Here is a 15,603-nt window from a genome sequence, read left to right on the forward strand (position 1 = left end):
AGCCGTAGCATGCCCCCATGAGGCTCCTCAGGCGCGGGGGACGCGACGACTTCGACCATGACACCTTCACGATGCTCGTCGAAGGAACTCGCCGATTCACGGACGCCGGCCTAGCAGAGGACGAGGCCACAGAAGCTTCAGCGAAAGCCTGGATCCAGGCGATGGACCTAACTGCCCCTGTGGTGGCCGCAGACATCCGGCGAACCGCGCCACGAATGTTGCGACGCCGCCGCCGGGGACACAAGCTGTTCCAGCGCGCACTCCAGGCGTATTGGGGACGTCCGCTTGATCTCTATCTCGCCGTCTGTGTCGCCGTTCACGAGGCTGGGGAGCGGTTCGACAAGCGGCTGGCCCGCGAAGCCGAGGAGCGACAGGATTTTCACTTCGAGGTGCTAACCGGCCTGCACGCTCGGGCATGCCGGACAGCCTTCGAGGTGCATCACGCGCTCGCCGGTGGCTTTCCCATGGCCGCGCTCGCTCGCTGCCGCACCCTGCATGAGATCGCTGTGATCATGCGCGTCCTCTCAGAGTTCGGAGAGACCGACGACCACGCAGATCTGGCTGAACGCTTCTACCTTCACGAGGCGGTCCTGACAGCCAAGGACGCGAGGACTTACCAACTCCACTGCGCCGAACTGGGAACCGATCCTCTCCCCGCAGAGGAGATCGCCCAACTCGATCAATCTCGACAGGAACTCCTCGACAGGTTCGGGACCGAGTACAAGGAGTCTTACGGCTGGGCCACAGGACTCAACGGACTGAGACGTCCCAACTTCGCCGAGTTGGAGAAGCTCGTCAACGTCGCCCACCTTCGAGGTCACTACAGCTGGGCCAGTCACGAGATCCACGCCGATGCGAGAGGGTCGTTGCTCAACGTCTTCGAGCAGGGGCAGACGCTGTACAAGCAGACCGGACCGATGTTGTTCGGGTTTGCCGAGCCCGCCGTCTGGGCGCTGGCATCGCTGGAACTGTGCGTCCGGACGTTGCTGCACAGCACAGACGAGGTTTCTCCGATTGAGCTTCTTGGTTGCAAGGCGTTGGAACATCTGATCGCTGACGGATCCCAGCTGTTCGAAGACGCAGAAACGTTCGTGGAGAAGATGGAACAGCAGGTGCATCGCTGGACTCCATGGAGACGTCACCTTTGGGTCGAGTGGCGCCTGATCTTTTCGAAATAGTCGCAGCATCACCCGACGTTTGGCGACTAGGCGAGTTCAGTCCGAGAGGTCCGCAACCAGCTGGAATCATGCAACATCCGCCGGTCTGGTACCTTCTGCAACCATGGAGCAGATTCCCCAGTTGGGGGAACTCTCCCCGGTTGCAGGTAGTCGGAGGCATGACGGGGACGCCGGTGCGTCTCCCCCGTTTTGGGGAAATTGCCCCGCGGTGGGGGTTCAAGTCCCCCCTCGGACATCGAAGTTGATCAAGCAAGTGGGTTGTCGCATGATTAGTCGCGACGACCCACTTGCTGGTTTCACTCTTGAGCTGTCGCAGATTTGAGACCGCTTCCGTTCCTGAGGAAGATGGCCGTTATCGTTTCGAAGCGTTGCCCGCCCGAGTTTCGCAATGAGTTCGAATCTCAACGTGTCGCTGCTAGGGCGATTGGTTCGATGATCGAGGCGCGCGCTACGCGACATTGCGGGCATGAATCAAGAAGGCCCGTACGGCGGGCTGCATAGCCTTCACAGGGACTGCCGCCCGCCGAGCGAAACGACACGTTCCGGCTGCACACAGGAGTCCGGCATCTCATGCAGACGAACGAGATCCTGGAGCTCGCTTGGCCTTTGCGCGGACGGCCGCGCGGAGAACCTCCTGCAAGCTGGTGGAGCGATCGGACAAGTGAAGCCGTGCGCGGGTACTCACGATCAACTGAACTTACGCAGAAGGAATCGAGTACACATATTCCTTGCCACCTCTGTTTGAGGTAGAACTGCGCTCTCGTCGAAGTGCTCCGACGGCCGCAAGTCGCTTCAGCCGGTTGTTCATGTTGGACAACGTGACACCAAGAGACTCGGACAAGTCATTGGCTCGGAACGTCTTCAGATTCGCAGCGTGCTCGTAAGTCTCAACCAAGAATTCAGGCGCAGCTATCAGACGAAGTTCGCCACGATCAACCGACGCTGCAACCAGGTCACGCCGTTCCAGACACACCGAGATCGTCTCTCGAGTTTCGTCGTTAAGACCGCTCAGGACGACCACGGCAGCCGACACGTCTCCGGCTGCCACACTTGTGTAGAACTTACCAAGAAATTCATCAGCGAAACTGATCGTCATTGCATCCACACCAACGAAATCAATGACGACTTCAGAGCCCGAAGATGGAGCGTCAACTTGCTTCTCCAGGCTGTCCCTGACAGTCCGCGCCTTGCTCCGCGTGGCCAGGAACTCGCCATGCGCGCCCACGTCAAACACCTGTGCCGCAGCCATGATCCTCTCCCGACTTCATTGAACGCATTGAACCATGTCGACGAGTCAGTGGGGAGAGGTGACGCGCAGCCAGGCCCAGGTGCCGCAGACCCGCGTTTCGACGGTGAGCCCTGAGCAACGTCGCTCGTCCCGATTGGCCACCACACTGGCCACCGCGTCACCGCTGCGCAGCACCAGCCGCGTCACTCCGCCATGACGGGTGACCCGCCACAGGTCGGCGAGACCGTTGCCCCGCTCCTCCTCTGTTCCGGTGGCCCCCTTCTCAAGCGCGCGAAGGAGCGCGGCCTCCGCGGTGTCGAGGTCACGGTGGCGGACGTTGCGGCTCAAGTGTGTGAGGACACCAACACCCGTGTCGCACACTGCAAACTCGAGCCCTTGGCGGCCACTGGTGCGCCCGGTGTAGAACTGGGCCGCGGCGAAAGCCCCGAGCGGACCCGTTCCGTGACTGATCGCATTGTCGATCAGCTCACCGACCGCCTGGAAGACAAGCCCCCGCAGCTCGGGACTGAAGTGAGTCCTGATCATCCGCCCGAGCCTCAGCACGACGTCGTCGGCTTCGTCCTGGCCGGCCAGGTGAACGACCTCGAGCAGCCGGTCGGACAGGTTCTTCCGGTCACCGAACGGCAGCTCACCATCGATCACTGCCCCTTCCGGCAGAAGGGACAGCACGTTCATCCGCTCCAGATAGGACATGACACCCCCGTCCCGCGGAGTGATCAGGACGGTCTTCCGGTCACCCGCCGAGCGGGCGAGGGTGACGATGGCCGTCAGCTCGAGTGGGCAGGCGAACGTCAGTTCGCGCGCGTCGAGCACCAACCGCCCCCGGTCGACGGGTTCGACTCGCAACTCACGGCGCCGCAAAGGACACCGGCCCGTCAACTCGATGCGCATGCACCCAAGCATCCCAGACGGACACGCTGGGACCCCCGCCACAGGGGTGTCGCTTTCACGTGCTTCAATGAAAGCGCGGCACCCGCCCGCCCAGCCGAACGCGAGCCACGAGGAGCGACCACAGTGGCCGGAGAGAACCACGTCGATCACAAGGCACTCAAACGGTTTGCGGAGAACCGGGTGAACGTCGCGAAGGAGGACGCGTGCAAACGGCGCGAACAGGTCGGACACCTCCGGGCGCGACTCGAGGCGCACATCAGCGTCAACCCGGACTACGACCTGGTGAAGCTGCGCGCGTCCGGCAGCACGGCCAAGCACACCGCGATCAAGGCCGTGCGAGGCGAAGGGTCAGACGCGGACGTCGCCGCCTACCTGCGGACCGGTGATCCGGACCTCGACGAGGCGAAGATCCTTGAGTGGCTGCACGAGCGCTGCGTCGAGGTGTACGGCAAGACCAAGGTCGCGGACGACTTCACGATCTCGCAGCACGCGGTCGGCATCGTCCTGCGCGGGTCCGGGCTCAAGATCGACGTCGCCCCGGTCCTGTACCTCAACGATCCAGACGACCAGGGCTACCTCGTCACCCGCCGAGGTGAGCGGGTGCTGACGTCCGTCACGCTCCACCTGCGGTTCATCGCCAAGCGGAAGGCCGCGGCCGGTCCGGGCTACGCCGAGCTCATCCGGCTGCTGAAGGCGTGGATCCGGCACGCGAAGCGCCACGACCCGCAGTTGCGGTGCAAGAGCTTCCTGCTCGAGCTCGTCGTGGCACACCTGTGGGAGGTCGGCTGGCACGCGGTTCCGCTTCAGGTGAACGACTACCCGGCTGCCTTCGAGCAGGTGCTGTCATACCTCACGGTCACCGAACTGAAGCAGCCGATCGTGTTCAACGACTTCTACCAGCCCGACGCCGTTGGGCCGTCCACGGACGCCGTCCAGATCTGGGATCCGGTGAACGCGGCGAACAACGTCGCCTCGACCTACAGCGACCTTGACCGTCGGCGCTTGGTCGACCTCGCCGGCGAGGCGCTCGACAACGTCTCGTGGGCGGCGACGACGCCCGCCAAAGGCACGGCGAACGACGCCTGGCGCCAGCTCTTCGGACCTACCTTCCCGGGAATCTGACCATGACCCGCTCGTTGACGCGCTCCTCCTCCTACACGATCACGGACGCCCGCTACGTGGGCGCCAAGATCGGCGCGGACCTGCGCCAGCTCCGCGCCGTGTACGGCAAGCCCGCGGACCTCGACCTGATCGACCGGTACGTGGAGGAGGTAGCCCTGCTGCTGAACCAGGGCTACCTCGACACGGTCGACTACGGATTCCGCGACGCCACCGGCAACGTGTGGAAACTGCGCATGCGTTACCGCGCAAGTTTCGGCGGCCACCTGGTGGACAACCCGCCAGGGCGCCTCCCGCGCACCGCGGACGTCGCCACACTGCCCTTCCACTCCTTCCTCACCTACAGCCCCGCTTTCCACGCGCTCCCTCCTTCCGAACAGCACGCGTTCAAGGAGACGCTCCCGATCAGCCGGACTACGGGCACGGAGCCCGGCACCGGCTCCAGCTACACCGCCCCAGGCCATGGCTACGGCCGCAACGGCATCGGCGTCACCCGCGACGTGTACGTCGCCTCCGAGTACTGAACCCACTGCTGGAGTACCTTCCCGTGAGCACGCTGGACGACCTCTTCCACCCTGTCATCGAACTGCCCGAGCCCGTTCGCCAAGCCCGGTACGACCGGCTCGTCGGGCTCGACGACGTCAAGCACCGGCTCCGCAAGGAGGCAATGCTGCTCGCCACACCCGACCGCCTGGCCCGGTGGGCCGCGGAGCACCACGCGGGAGCCGACACCGCTGCGTTGTCGCTTTTCGCCGACCGTGCGCCCCTGTTCGTCTTCGCGGGCGACGTCGGCTCCGGCAAGTCGGCGCTGGCCGAGTCGTTCGGTTGCGACCTGGCCGTCCAGCTAGGACTTCCGGTGCACCTGTACCGGCTCAGGCTCAGCACTCGCGGCAGCGGTCTCGTCGGCGAGATGACCTCGCTCATCGGCGACGCCTTCACCCGCCTGCGGGAGGAGGGCAACCTCGCGATGACCCGCCACGGAGCAGACACCGTCCTCGTGTTCGTCGTGGACGAGGCCGACGCCCTGGTGCAGTCCCGCGAGGCCCAGCAGATGCACCACGAGGACCGGGCCGGCGTCGACGCCTTCCTCGCCGGAGTCGACAGCCTCGCCGGTGCCGGGCTGCCGATCCTCGTGGTCCTGTGCACCAACCGGGTCTCCGCGCTCGACCCGGCCGTCATGCGTCGCGCCGCCGCGACGTTCACCTTCACCCGGCCCGACGCACAACAGCGGCACGCCATACTCGGTGCAGGACTCCTCGGACTCGGCATCCGGGAGGACACCCTCGCGAAGCTCGTCGAGCTCACCGGGCCGCACAGTAGCCGCCCCGGCTTCACCAGCTCGGACCTGACCCAGCGCCTCATCCCCGCCGCGATCCTCGACGCGTTCCCCACCGGACCGGTGACCGACGACAGTCTGCTCACCCTCGCAGCCGAACTCCCGCCCAGCCCGGTGTTCTCCGAGCTCGCGTAGAGCCGGCACGCCCTGCCCCAATCCGACCTGCAGTTGTGCACCCGTGAGTGAGGTTTTCGAAGGTGGCCCAGGTGGACGACATGGACCAGGTCTTCTTGAGCTACCGGCATTCCGACGGCGACGAGCTGGCGGAGGCCACGGCCTGGGTCCTCCGCTCCCACGGCGTTCCGGTCTGGCACGACCAGACTCATCTCCCGCCGGGACGGTTCGACCGTCGGCTGGACGAGGCGCTCAAGTCCGATCTGTCCGGAGCGGTGCTGCTGATCACCCCGGACATCGTCCACTCGGACATCGTGCGGAACCAGGAGCTGCCCGCGCTGCTTGCGCTAGAAGCGGACTCGGCCTTCACATTCGCCATCGGCAGCGTCGTGATGGATTCGACGGGCAAGCTGGACTTCGGCGCGCCGGACCGCTTCCTACCTCAGGAAGGGTGGTCACTGCGGGACTTCGACCAGTTCCCGGTGACGACCCGCGAGGAAATCGCCCGGCTGGCTGGGGAGATGGCCGCCCGGCGCGTACGCCGTGCCGCCGTCGATGGCCGACTGCTATTGAACCTGCAGACGCGTCTCCCCGCACGCGGCACGCCGAAGGCGCCGCTGGCGGTCCGCACCCGCCCGCCGCTGCCCGGCACCAGCGTCCCCCCGCCCGAGGCGTGGGCGGACATCGCCCCGTTCCTCGCCGATCTCCCCCGGCTGGTGCAGGCAGCCGGGGTCAAGCACCTGCACATCACCGGCGGGGCACATCTGAGCATCGCGTTCGCCCTCGGCGCGGCGGTTCCGACGACCTCCGGTCTGACCGTCTCCGTGGTGGACCACCACGGCAACGACTGGAGCGGTGGAACAGCTCCGTCGGTGCCGTTGGCGGAGGAGGAGATCTCTCTCGGCGACGTGTCGGACGGCCCGGTGGCCGTGTACCTCGACCTCGTGGACACAGCTCCCAACAAGGAGTTCCGGCGCTACGTCGAGAGCAATCGGTTCGCGCGAGCGGTGGAGATCCTCGTCGCCGAGCGCGAGCTGATTCCGGCCGAAGCCGGTCCCGCGCTGGTGACCGAGCTACGTCGGCGGATCGGGGAGCTCGCGGCGGGCTCGCCGGTCCACCTATTCCTGCGCGTTCCGTTTCCAGTCGCGGTGCTGCTGGGTCGAGCGTGCAACACGCTGCGCGTGGTGCTCTACGAGTGGGAACGGGAGGGGGAAACGCCCGCCTACCTCGAGATGGCCACCGTGTCAGCTGGCCGAAGCGGCGGTCCCGTCATCAGCTGGACGACCGACCGCTGAGGAAAGCGACGTACAAAGTGGACAGCTTGTTGACAACTTCGTGTGTGGGCCACTCACAGGAGGCCAGCGGGCGTCTGGTGTGCCTACTCTCCCGCCGAGACCTCGGTGCCGGGCACGCACCAGCAGTAGTCATCTCACCGCAGAGCCCTCACGACACCAGCACACATTCGCTGTGCAACAGCAGGAGGCACGAGTGACAACAACACTCGACAAGGAGTTCAAACAAGCGGTCCGGAACGTGACCATCCGGGACGAGAAGCAGGCGCGTGCGATCGCCGCGCACACAGAGGTCCGCGAACTGCTCGAAGCGGATGCCGAACTGCGCGAGTGGGGAATCAACTCGATCCTCATCGGCTCGTACGCCCGCCTGACAGCCCGCTACCCTGGCAAGGATGTCGACGTCTTCCTGCGTTTCACCGAGCTGTCCGCTCGCCACGACCCAGCGAAGATCTACAACGCGGTGCAGCGCGTGCTCGTCGCAGAGTACGGCTTGAAGGGTGAGGATCCGAACGGCCGCGTCACCCCCCAGCCCCGGTCGCTGAAGATCGATTTTCCGGATCCGGACGAGCCACTGGGCGACACGTCGTTCTCCATCGACGCGGTACCAGCAGTGCCGCTGCAAGGACATTGGGGCATTCCCAACCGCGATCGGCAGGAGTGGGACAAGGAAGATCGCCGCTGGATCAAGACCGACCCGATCCAGTTCGCCGACGACACCGAGGCCCTCTCCGTTGCTACATGGAGCCCGCAGGTCGGCGGCGACAACGCGTACCGGCCGATCGTGCGGCTGCTACGGCAGGTGCGTCACGTGCATCTCGGAGACCGGCGTCCAGGTGGCCTGTTCGTCGAGGTAGCGGCGTTCCACGTGTGGAAGGCCCAACTGGTGGCGGGCTCCACCTGGGCTGACCTGCTCACCTCCACTCTTGAGCAGGTCGCAGGAAAGTTCGCGGACTGCGCGACGAGCGGGTTGCCCGACCCCGTGTTCGGCACCCCCATGAAGCCGACGCTCGAACCTGGGTTGTGGACAGCGGCGGCGCACGCCTTCGACGGATTCGCGACGCTGGCCCGTCAGGCCCTCGACGCAGATCCCTGCAAGGCGGCCAAGATCTGGCGCGAGATCCTCGGTACGAACGACCGGGGTCAGGTGCTCGTGCTGCCCGACGGCTGCGACGCCAACGGGCTCCCGCTCGGCGCGATCTCCGCCGTCACCGCGGTGGGCAGCGACCAGCCCCGAGGCTTCGCGAGCCCCACGGCACCGTTCATCACGCGAGGCTGACCAACGAGGTGGACACGTACGACATCGGGGCGTTCGAACGCTTCTGCGCCGGACTGGTCAACGAGGGCTTCTCCCCGGTCCCCGGCACCGAGCAGCGGGAGTGGAGCGGTCCGCTTCCACCAAGCCTACGGTCGCTCACCCCGACCACCCGGATGAAGATCTACTTCTACGACGGCTGGCCGCTCCAACACGCCCGCGTGGTGGTGGAAGGACTCCACTCTGAACACTCCGCAGCAGGAACGATCTGCCTGTGGGCGGACGACGATCCGGCTCAGGTCGCCGGGCGTGATCTCAAGGCGTTGTGGGACCGCCTGGACGAGTGGGCTGCGCTCGCACAGAAGGGGTTCCGGGTTGAGGACCGCGCGCTCGACTCCTACCTCGTCTTCGAACGGAGGTCGACCAGCTACCGGGCTGAACTTCCGTTCGCCGACCTGACCCAGCACAGCAGCGACGGCACCCTTTTCGGGCTCATCGCCACCATTGCGGGCACGAGCACTCTGATGATCGAAACGCAGGAACGCGCGGGACCGCCCAAGCAAGAAACCTCGCGCCTCAACGGAGCCTTCTGTCTCCGTCGCAACATCGGCACCCCACCGCGCAACCTCGGTGAGGTTCTCGATGCCTTGACCCGCCGACAAAGGCTGCACCTCGACCGCGGCCTGGCGCGGAGATCGCCGGCTCGACTGGCGGAACCCAGTGGGGGACTCGACTTCGTCGTGCTCGCCTGGTCTCGCCACGACACCTACGACGCGATGGTGCTGGCGTTCGAGGATGAGGACGGCACACTCCGCACATCGGCGTTGCCCGCCACTTCCAACGACACCGGCACACGCAGGCGGCGAGCCGGTCCGGACGCGGACCTGCTGGACTGCAAGAAGGTGCTGGTCGCTGGAGCGGGTTCCGTCGGTGGCCACGTCGCTGTCGCGCTCGCGTCTGCCGGCGTTGGCAGGATCTCCCTGCACGACAACGACCACCTCACGTCCGGCAACCTGGTCCGCCACGTCTGCCCGAAGTACCTCGTGGGTTTTCCCAAGACCGCGGCCGTGTCCTTCGTGATCGGTGACCACGCACCGTGGACCCGCACAGTGCTGCACGACGTTCTCCCCCACGGCCAGGCAGAACTGACCGAGCAGATCGACGGAGTCGATCTCGTGGTCGACTGCACCGGGCTGTTCTCCCTGTCGGCGGCACTGGCCGAGATCTGCCGGAGAACGGGTGTCCCGCTCGTCACCGGCGCGCTCTACCACGGAGGTGCCCTCGCCCGCGTCCAACGCCAGGCAGAAGGCGACACACCCATCGCCGCGCGTCCGGCAGATCCGGCCTACCTCGATCTGCCGACGGAGGATCCAGTCGCGCCGTCAGCAGGCTTCCTGGAGCTGGGCTGCACCGCGCCCGTGCACAACGCATCGCCCGTCGCCGTTCTGCACACCGCCGCGGAAATCTCGCGCACGGCCGTCGACCTCCTCACCGGCCGACGCCAACTGCCCGACGAGCGCATCATCGTGCACCAGGCGCTGAAGCCCCCGTTCGATCGCGCCGGGACGTACGACGGCCCCCGCCCGGAGATGGACGGGACGACATGACCCGTCGTCCCGTCCTCATCATGTCGGAAACCGCGCAGGCCACCATGTTCAGGGCAGCCGCTCGCGAACATCCCTGCGAGACAGGCGGAATCCTGCTCGGCGTGTACGTCGACGGTCAGCCGTGGGTCACGGCCGCGGTGGAGATCTCCAGTGTGGACCGGGGACGCCGCCACTACAAGCTCCCAGGAGGAACGACCCAGGCGGCGGTGCGCAACGCCAGGAAGTCCGATCGGCGGCTGGGGTACCTCGGGGACTGGCACAGCCATCCCTCCGACGTCGGACCGAGTTCCACCGACCTCATGAGCCTCGCGCTCATCTCCGTCAAGCACCCTCAGAAACCGAACCCCACCCTGGTGGTCGTGCGCGCTACGGCCGCCGGCCATTCGCTTGACGCACACCGAGTCGTCGTTGTCACTCCCCGAAAATGTGAGGTGACGCTCGCGGGGGATCTACCACCGCCGGATCCCCCTTCGCCTCAGGTTCGACCGCGTTAGCCGGCCACGAGACACTGGAGGACTTCTTGCCCGCCAACGGAATGCCCAGCGCCAGCGGCGCGAGGGTCGCCGGTGACGACTACCAATGGCTGCACGCCTGGCGCTACTGCATGGAGATGCTGTACGAGGCGATCACCGGCCACCACCCGAACCCCGTCGTCGCGGTCGGGGTGGAGGAACCTGGTGTCGGGAACGGCGACGACGTCGTGCTCTACCGGCAGCGGCCACCGAACACCTACGTTCAGGTCAAGTACGCCGTGGACCACCGGGCAGCGGTGAGTCTCGACTATCTCGACCAGCAGGACGTTCTCCGGAAGATGGTCCAGGCGCACATCACGCTGACCGCCGGGGGCGACCCGGTGGAGATGCGCCTCGTGACCAATCGCACCATCGATCCCGCCGACACGTTGCTCCGAGACCGCGACGGTCGCGACGGCAGGCTGCTGCCGCGTGCCGCGCAGGGAGGCCCGCGGTCAGAACGAGGACAAGCACGAGCCGAATGGGCGGCCAAGGCGAAGGTCGACGAGCCGACGCTGATGGCCTTCCTCGGCCAGTTCCACCTCGATGTCGCCTACGACCTTGGCCGGCTCCGGAAGGACGTCAGCCTGCTCATGACCGCGAACGGACTCCGTTCCGACGCTGTCGCGGTCAGCCTCGGTGCCGGCTGGATCTCACAGCAGGTCATCGCCGGCCGCCGGAGGCTGGGCGCGGACGACGTTAGGAGCGCGATCATGGCTCTGGGGCTGGAGTGCGGTTCACCGTGGACGACGATCTCCATCGCCACCATCAAACACGACCAGGTCGCGCACCAGGCAGCGGTCGCCCTCGACTGGGTGGACCGCTTCAGCGGTGACACGGACTGGACCCGGATCGCGCCCCTGCCGCCGCACACCTGGGACGACCTCGCCGCAGACGTCCGGTCCGTTCCTGACCGGCTCGGCGGCAGCAAGAGGGTTCTGGTCAGCGGGCACCTGCGACAGGCCACGGGTTTCCTGGTCGGCTCCGAACTGCGGCGCGTGCTGGGCTACGAAGTCGGAATTCGCCAAGGCGACCAGCTTTGGACCAGCGAGGCGAACACGCCGCCGTACGACCTCACGGTGTCAGAGACGGTCGTCGAGTCGGGGCCAGGAACCGCGATCATCGTGAACGTCGCGGCCAACGCCGCAGAAGACGCCATCAGCTGGATCACTGCCAACGAGGTGCCGGTGAGCAAGATCCTCACTGTCACGCCGTCCCGCGGGGTGGGGCCGAAGTCCGTGCCCACAGCCGAGGCGGCCAACGGCCTCGCCGTGGCGATTCGAGATCTTGCCCGGCCGCACGCACCAGCAGGTCCGCTCCACCTGTTCCTGATCGGACCTCTCGGACTGGCCGTGCTGCTCGGACACCATTGGAACCGACTCACGACCACGCACGTGTACGAGCATCTGGGTGGACAGGAGTACACCCCCGCCTTCGTCGTTCGCGCTTGACCTCGCTGCGGTTCGAGTTGATCAAGCGGGTCAGTGTTCAATCCTGGCCCGCTTTCGTTCTCGGGTTTGCCGCTTAGAACGCGCACGCTTATCCGAACAGCAACTCGTCGATGCGAGCTGCGGTTCCACATCTGTGGCTCGACTGGTGCGCTCCTCTGAACGCCTCGTCAAGACCGAGCCGGACTGCCCTCGTACACCCCAGACATCCGACAGGGACTCGGTGCTCAGATGATCAACCGGTGCCGCTACTTCCCCACTACCACGGACACAAGCCAGCTCCATTCGCTCGACAGGCGGTAATGCGCCAACATCCGTCGGGGTCTAGAAGCTTCACCTTTGCGCACCACCACGCGACTGATGCTCTCCTGCTGTGGAGGGGTGCTCGGCGCCAGTACGACGCATGCTGCCTGTCACTCGGTCCCGTCTTCGACGGCCTGCTCGACCTCGTCCACCTCCGCAGCCGTGCCCTGGTTCCTCGCACCGGCGCACTGGGCGACGGCTCTGCTCGGTGGATCCCACGGACGTGAGACGTGGACGGCGCGCGCCGTAGCCCGAATGGCTGGCAGCCTGTTCACGAACGGCCGCCTAACCTGTTACGGCGACGGGGGGTGGCGACATGGAACCTTGCGAACGCGCACCTTCACGCCCTCGCCACCCCTCCCGACTGATGGGACCGGTCACGCTGGCAAGCGTGCTCTGCGTCGTGGCGCTCGCCAGATTCACGGGAAATACACCACCTGGTTTCGGGTGGAAACCTACGAAATCTCTGTCTTGTCCCTATTGCGAGTCTCGTTCTACGTGGCTCACGGAGCACAGCGGGTGGTGTCGAGGTGATGGCCTTTTCCGATGGAGCCCGTGTTTGTTGTGCGACGAGCTCCTGATCAGCTGGAACGGAAGGCACTGGCGGTGTCCACACGACCACGAGGCGGACGCGCTGCTGTGCCCAGGCTGCTCCGCTCTCAGTCCCATCGGGCGCAACTCCAAGGTCAGGTGCGTTGGGCGTACCAAGCACACGTTCACCGCTGCACCGCACCTATGTGAAGAGTGCGAACAGGGCTATGTCGTGTGCTTGCTCGGCAGCAATCGTGGGGTCTGTGAGGCCTGTGGAACGGAATGGCAGGTGACAGGGTGAGCTCCGATGCTGTGGGAACGATCTCCAGTGGTTCTGGAAAGGTCGGCCGGTACTTCACAGTGGTCAGCACGATGCCGTCGATCCTGCTCATTGCCTACACGTACATGCTCGTGCGGGTGAGCTGGTCGGGGCCTGTCAACTGGTCGGCGCTCTCCGAGGTGAAGCTGCACGAGATCGCGTTCCTCGGACTTGGCGCGCTCGTGCTGGCCCTCGCCACAAACCCGCTGCAATTCCCAATGATCCAGATGTTCGAAGGTTACTGGGGCACCTCACGCCTGGGAGTCGCGTTGGCGACCGCAAGAGTGATGCACCATCGTCGTCGCCGGACTGCATTAGAAGTAGCGGAGTTGGCGGCTGACGACAACGTGAAGGCCCATGGCCCACTAGCGCTGCGCTACGAGGACGTACCTGTGGAGGTGGTGGAGTCCGCCGTCGTCCGCGCTGAGAGCAGCCGAGCACGCAACAGTTACCCGGACATCGCCGACGTCATGCCGACGAGGCTGGGCAATGTGCTGCGACGTTACGAGACCAACGTCGGCGCACCCTACGGACTCGATCCGCTAATGACCATTCCGAGGCTCGTGATGCTCGGCGGCGAGCGGGAGATCTCTTACGTGCAGGATCAACGGGTCCAGCTCGAACTCGCTATCAGAACTACCTTCGTCGCGCTGTGCGCGATGGTCATTACCTTCGTCCTGATGGGCCGTCACGGGCTCTGGATGCTCCTTGCGATCGTGCCCTACGGCGTCTCATTCTTCGCCTACCGCGGCGCGGTCGCCCTCGCGCACGAGTACGGCACTAGTTTGGCTGTACTGACTGATCTCAGCAGGTTCGATCTGTATGACCGTCTGCGGCTCCCGCAAGTCGCCAACGGAGCCGACGAACGCGCGAGGAACGCGACACTGATGGAGGTCTTCAGGTTCGACCGCAAGGCATCCCTGCCCTACGAACATCCCCTTCCGTCCCGGCAGGGCGTCGAGCTGATTGTCAAGCAGGCTGCGGCCGAGCCGCCCGAATGACCGTTGCCTGGAACAACCTGACACGATTCGGCTGTGGTGGCTGACCAAGGTGACGAGCAGACGGACGAGACCGCGCCGCAGGACAACCGGATCCCCCCGCCGGCCAACCGGAACGAGCCCCGAGGTTGGCGCCCTGGCCAAGCAGCGGCACGACCTGTCGGCAGCCAAACGGACAGCCCGCAACTACGTCGGCGCGATCGGTGGCTCTGGGGCTGGCCGATCGCGGTGATCACGGCTATGGCCGTGCTGGGTCAGGTGTGGGGCCCGTTCGGAGTGCTGCTCGCCGGGGTCGCAATTACCGGGATACTGGCTCTCTACGTCGGTTCCGGCGTATTCCCCCGGATCGTGAGCATTGCAATCGCACTCACCGCATGTGTCGTTCTGATCGGTATCTTCGCGAGCTACAGCTTCGGTCTCCTCAGTTACCGGCCGATCGGCACAGCGCAGACATCATCAGCAACCAATGCGCCCCCGAATGCCGACTACCTACGCGGCGGCTCGGCGCGAGGCACGTCCCTCAACGCCATCAACATCGATCGGCAGGTTCTGCGCGACGCTCAACTGGACGGTGTCATCGCCAGAGGCGCCTCGATGGACAACACCGTGTTGGAGGGCGCCAAACTTGCGGGTGCCGATCTCCGCGGTTCGAACCTCCACGCCGCCCGACTGCGCGGCGCCGATCTCCGTGGTGCCGACCTCAGTGGGGTGAACCTGACCGAGGCAGACCTGACTGATGCCTGCCTTCGTGGCGCGAACCTATCCGGGGCTGTACTAGAGAAGGTAACGGCGACAAACGCCGCAGTCGACGACGTGGTGGTCTCCGAACTACAGAAACGCCAGGCAGCGTCCTGGCCATCGTCGTCACCAGCTTCCGCCACGGCATGCTCGCGCTGACACGGCTCAGGTTGTCCTCGAGGCCTGGCTCAAACCGATGCATCGTCTCCTGATGTTGTGCTGCGATCAGCGAGACAGCCGAGCAAACGACGCCGATGCGAATTGGCCCCAGATCCGCTCTGACGGCGATCAGAAGCTCGTCAGTGGCAGTGCTCGGCCAACTTCACCCCAATGGAGCACCAACCTCGGCTGTGTTCCAACCTCGAGGGGAGCCTGGCGGACAAGACCAGCTGGGCGCACTCGGACGTAGGGCTTGGACGTGTAGTCGTTCGAGCCCAGGCCGTAGACGATCACGCCCATGAACACGCCTGTCGTCAGGCGGCAACGGCTGCGCAAGGCCAGGCACAAGTCGCTCTCCAGACATGGAGACACTGCCGAAGCATCCAGCTGAAGTAACGAGGGGGTCCTCTCTCGCGAATGATCAGTCGTGCGAACAGCGCGCGAGGTCGATTCAAGAGGAGGTGCCTGTGATGGCGTCTCTCCAGGGCGGACCCGTTCGGCTTGTGCTGTCAATGTCTTACGACGAACCAGGGCGAGCGGCGCCGTGGATTGGG

At 65.5% G+C, this 15,603-nt stretch carries 13 protein-coding genes; 11 read left to right on the plus strand and 2 right to left on the minus strand.

Annotated features, from left to right (window positions below):
* Nucleotides 1-17: 17 nt before the first annotated feature.
* Nucleotides 18-1,178 (plus strand): DUF5677 domain-containing protein, encoded by a 1,161-nt coding sequence (locus AOM45_RS13265; RefSeq protein ID WP_030466829.1) that lies wholly within the window; start codon nt 18-20, stop codon nt 1,176-1,178.
* Between the two features lie 697 nt (nt 1,179-1,875).
* On the opposite strand, the gene AOM45_RS49485 is transcribed toward AOM45_RS13265, so the two are convergent.
* Together AOM45_RS49485 and AOM45_RS52295 are read right to left on the minus strand one after the other, a co-directional pair.
* Nucleotides 1,876-2,427, minus strand: a complete 552-nt coding sequence (locus AOM45_RS49485; RefSeq protein WP_081901991.1) for an STAS-like domain-containing protein — start codon at nt 2,425-2,427, stop codon at nt 1,876-1,878.
* A gap of 45 nt (nt 2,428-2,472) precedes the next feature.
* Nucleotides 2,473-3,318, minus strand: a complete 846-nt coding sequence (locus AOM45_RS52295) for a hypothetical protein (protein ID WP_156093728.1) — start codon at nt 3,316-3,318, stop codon at nt 2,473-2,475.
* Nucleotides 3,319-3,441: 123 nt separating this feature from the next.
* Here AOM45_RS52295 and AOM45_RS52300 point away from each other — a divergent pair, with 123 nt between their 5' ends.
* The 10 genes from AOM45_RS52300 (at nt 3,442) to AOM45_RS13315 (ending at nt 15,049) form a co-directional block, all read left to right on the plus strand.
* A complete protein-coding gene (locus AOM45_RS52300; protein WP_030466827.1) occupies nt 3,442-4,440 on the plus strand; it encodes a CBASS oligonucleotide cyclase in 999 nt (332 codons plus the stop codon).
* A 2-nt stretch (nt 4,441-4,442) separates the two neighbouring features.
* Nucleotides 4,443-4,961 (plus strand): HORMA-1 domain-containing protein, encoded by a 519-nt coding sequence (locus tag AOM45_RS13280; protein WP_030466826.1) that lies wholly within the window; start codon nt 4,443-4,445, stop codon nt 4,959-4,961.
* A 23-nt stretch (nt 4,962-4,984) separates the two neighbouring features.
* Entirely contained in the window at nt 4,985-5,908 is a 924-nt protein-coding gene (locus AOM45_RS13285) for an AAA family ATPase (protein ID WP_030466825.1), read from the plus strand.
* 80 nt (nt 5,909-5,988) lie between these two features.
* Nucleotides 5,989-7,182 carry an SAVED domain-containing protein gene (locus AOM45_RS13290; RefSeq protein WP_236703507.1) on the plus strand — a complete coding sequence of 398 codons (1,194 nt, stop codon included), beginning with the start codon at nt 5,989-5,991 and terminating at the stop codon, nt 7,180-7,182.
* Between the two features lie 193 nt (nt 7,183-7,375).
* Nucleotides 7,376-8,458 (plus strand): nucleotidyltransferase domain-containing protein, encoded by a 1,083-nt coding sequence (locus AOM45_RS13295; protein WP_030466823.1) that lies wholly within the window; start codon nt 7,376-7,378, stop codon nt 8,456-8,458.
* 8 nt (nt 8,459-8,466) lie between these two features.
* The gene (locus tag AOM45_RS13300; protein ID WP_030466822.1) at nt 8,467-10,041 is read left to right on the plus strand and encodes a HesA/MoeB/ThiF family protein; all 1,575 of its coding nucleotides are present in this window, start codon (nt 8,467-8,469) and stop codon (nt 10,039-10,041) included.
* A 44-nt stretch (nt 10,042-10,085) separates the two neighbouring features.
* Complete coding sequence (locus AOM45_RS49490; RefSeq protein ID WP_236703532.1) at nt 10,086-10,535, plus strand: M67 family metallopeptidase; 450 nt, start codon at nt 10,086-10,088, stop codon at nt 10,533-10,535.
* A 26-nt stretch (nt 10,536-10,561) separates the two neighbouring features.
* Nucleotides 10,562-12,004, plus strand: a complete 1,443-nt coding sequence (locus tag AOM45_RS13305) for an SAVED domain-containing protein (RefSeq protein ID WP_156093727.1) — start codon at nt 10,562-10,564, stop codon at nt 12,002-12,004.
* A 1,128-nt stretch (nt 12,005-13,132) separates the two neighbouring features.
* On the plus strand, nt 13,133-14,155 hold the full coding sequence (locus AOM45_RS13310; protein WP_156093726.1) for a hypothetical protein: 1,023 nt from the start codon (nt 13,133-13,135) through the stop codon (nt 14,153-14,155).
* A gap of 33 nt (nt 14,156-14,188) precedes the next feature.
* Nucleotides 14,189-15,049: a pentapeptide repeat-containing protein gene (locus AOM45_RS13315; RefSeq protein ID WP_236703431.1), complete on the plus strand. Its 861-nt coding sequence runs from the start codon at nt 14,189-14,191 to the stop codon at nt 15,047-15,049.
* The last annotated feature ends 554 nt before the right edge of the window (nt 15,050-15,603 follow it).

It is taken from the genome of Lentzea aerocolonigenes (genome assembly GCF_000974445.1).
GTDB lineage: Bacteria > Actinomycetota > Actinomycetes > Mycobacteriales > Pseudonocardiaceae > Lentzea > Lentzea aerocolonigenes.

What these genes read in the sequence shown, in the direction of transcription:
- AOM45_RS13265 (WP_030466829.1), top strand. Translation starts at nt 18, where the DNA reads ATGAGGCTCCTCAGGCGCGGGGGACGCGACGACTTCGACCATGACACC.
- AOM45_RS49485 (WP_081901991.1), bottom strand. Translation starts at nt 2,427, where the DNA reads ATGGCTGCGGCACAGGTGTTTGACGTGGGCGCGCATGGCGAGTTCCTG.
- AOM45_RS52295 (WP_156093728.1), bottom strand. Translation starts at nt 3,318, where the DNA reads ATGCGCATCGAGTTGACGGGCCGGTGTCCTTTGCGGCGCCGTGAGTTG.
- AOM45_RS13280 (WP_030466826.1), top strand. Translation starts at nt 4,443, where the DNA reads ATGACCCGCTCGTTGACGCGCTCCTCCTCCTACACGATCACGGACGCC.
- AOM45_RS13290 (WP_236703507.1), top strand. Translation starts at nt 5,989, where the DNA reads ATGGACCAGGTCTTCTTGAGCTACCGGCATTCCGACGGCGACGAGCTG.
- AOM45_RS49490 (WP_236703532.1), top strand. Translation starts at nt 10,086, where the DNA reads ATGTTCAGGGCAGCCGCTCGCGAACATCCCTGCGAGACAGGCGGAATC.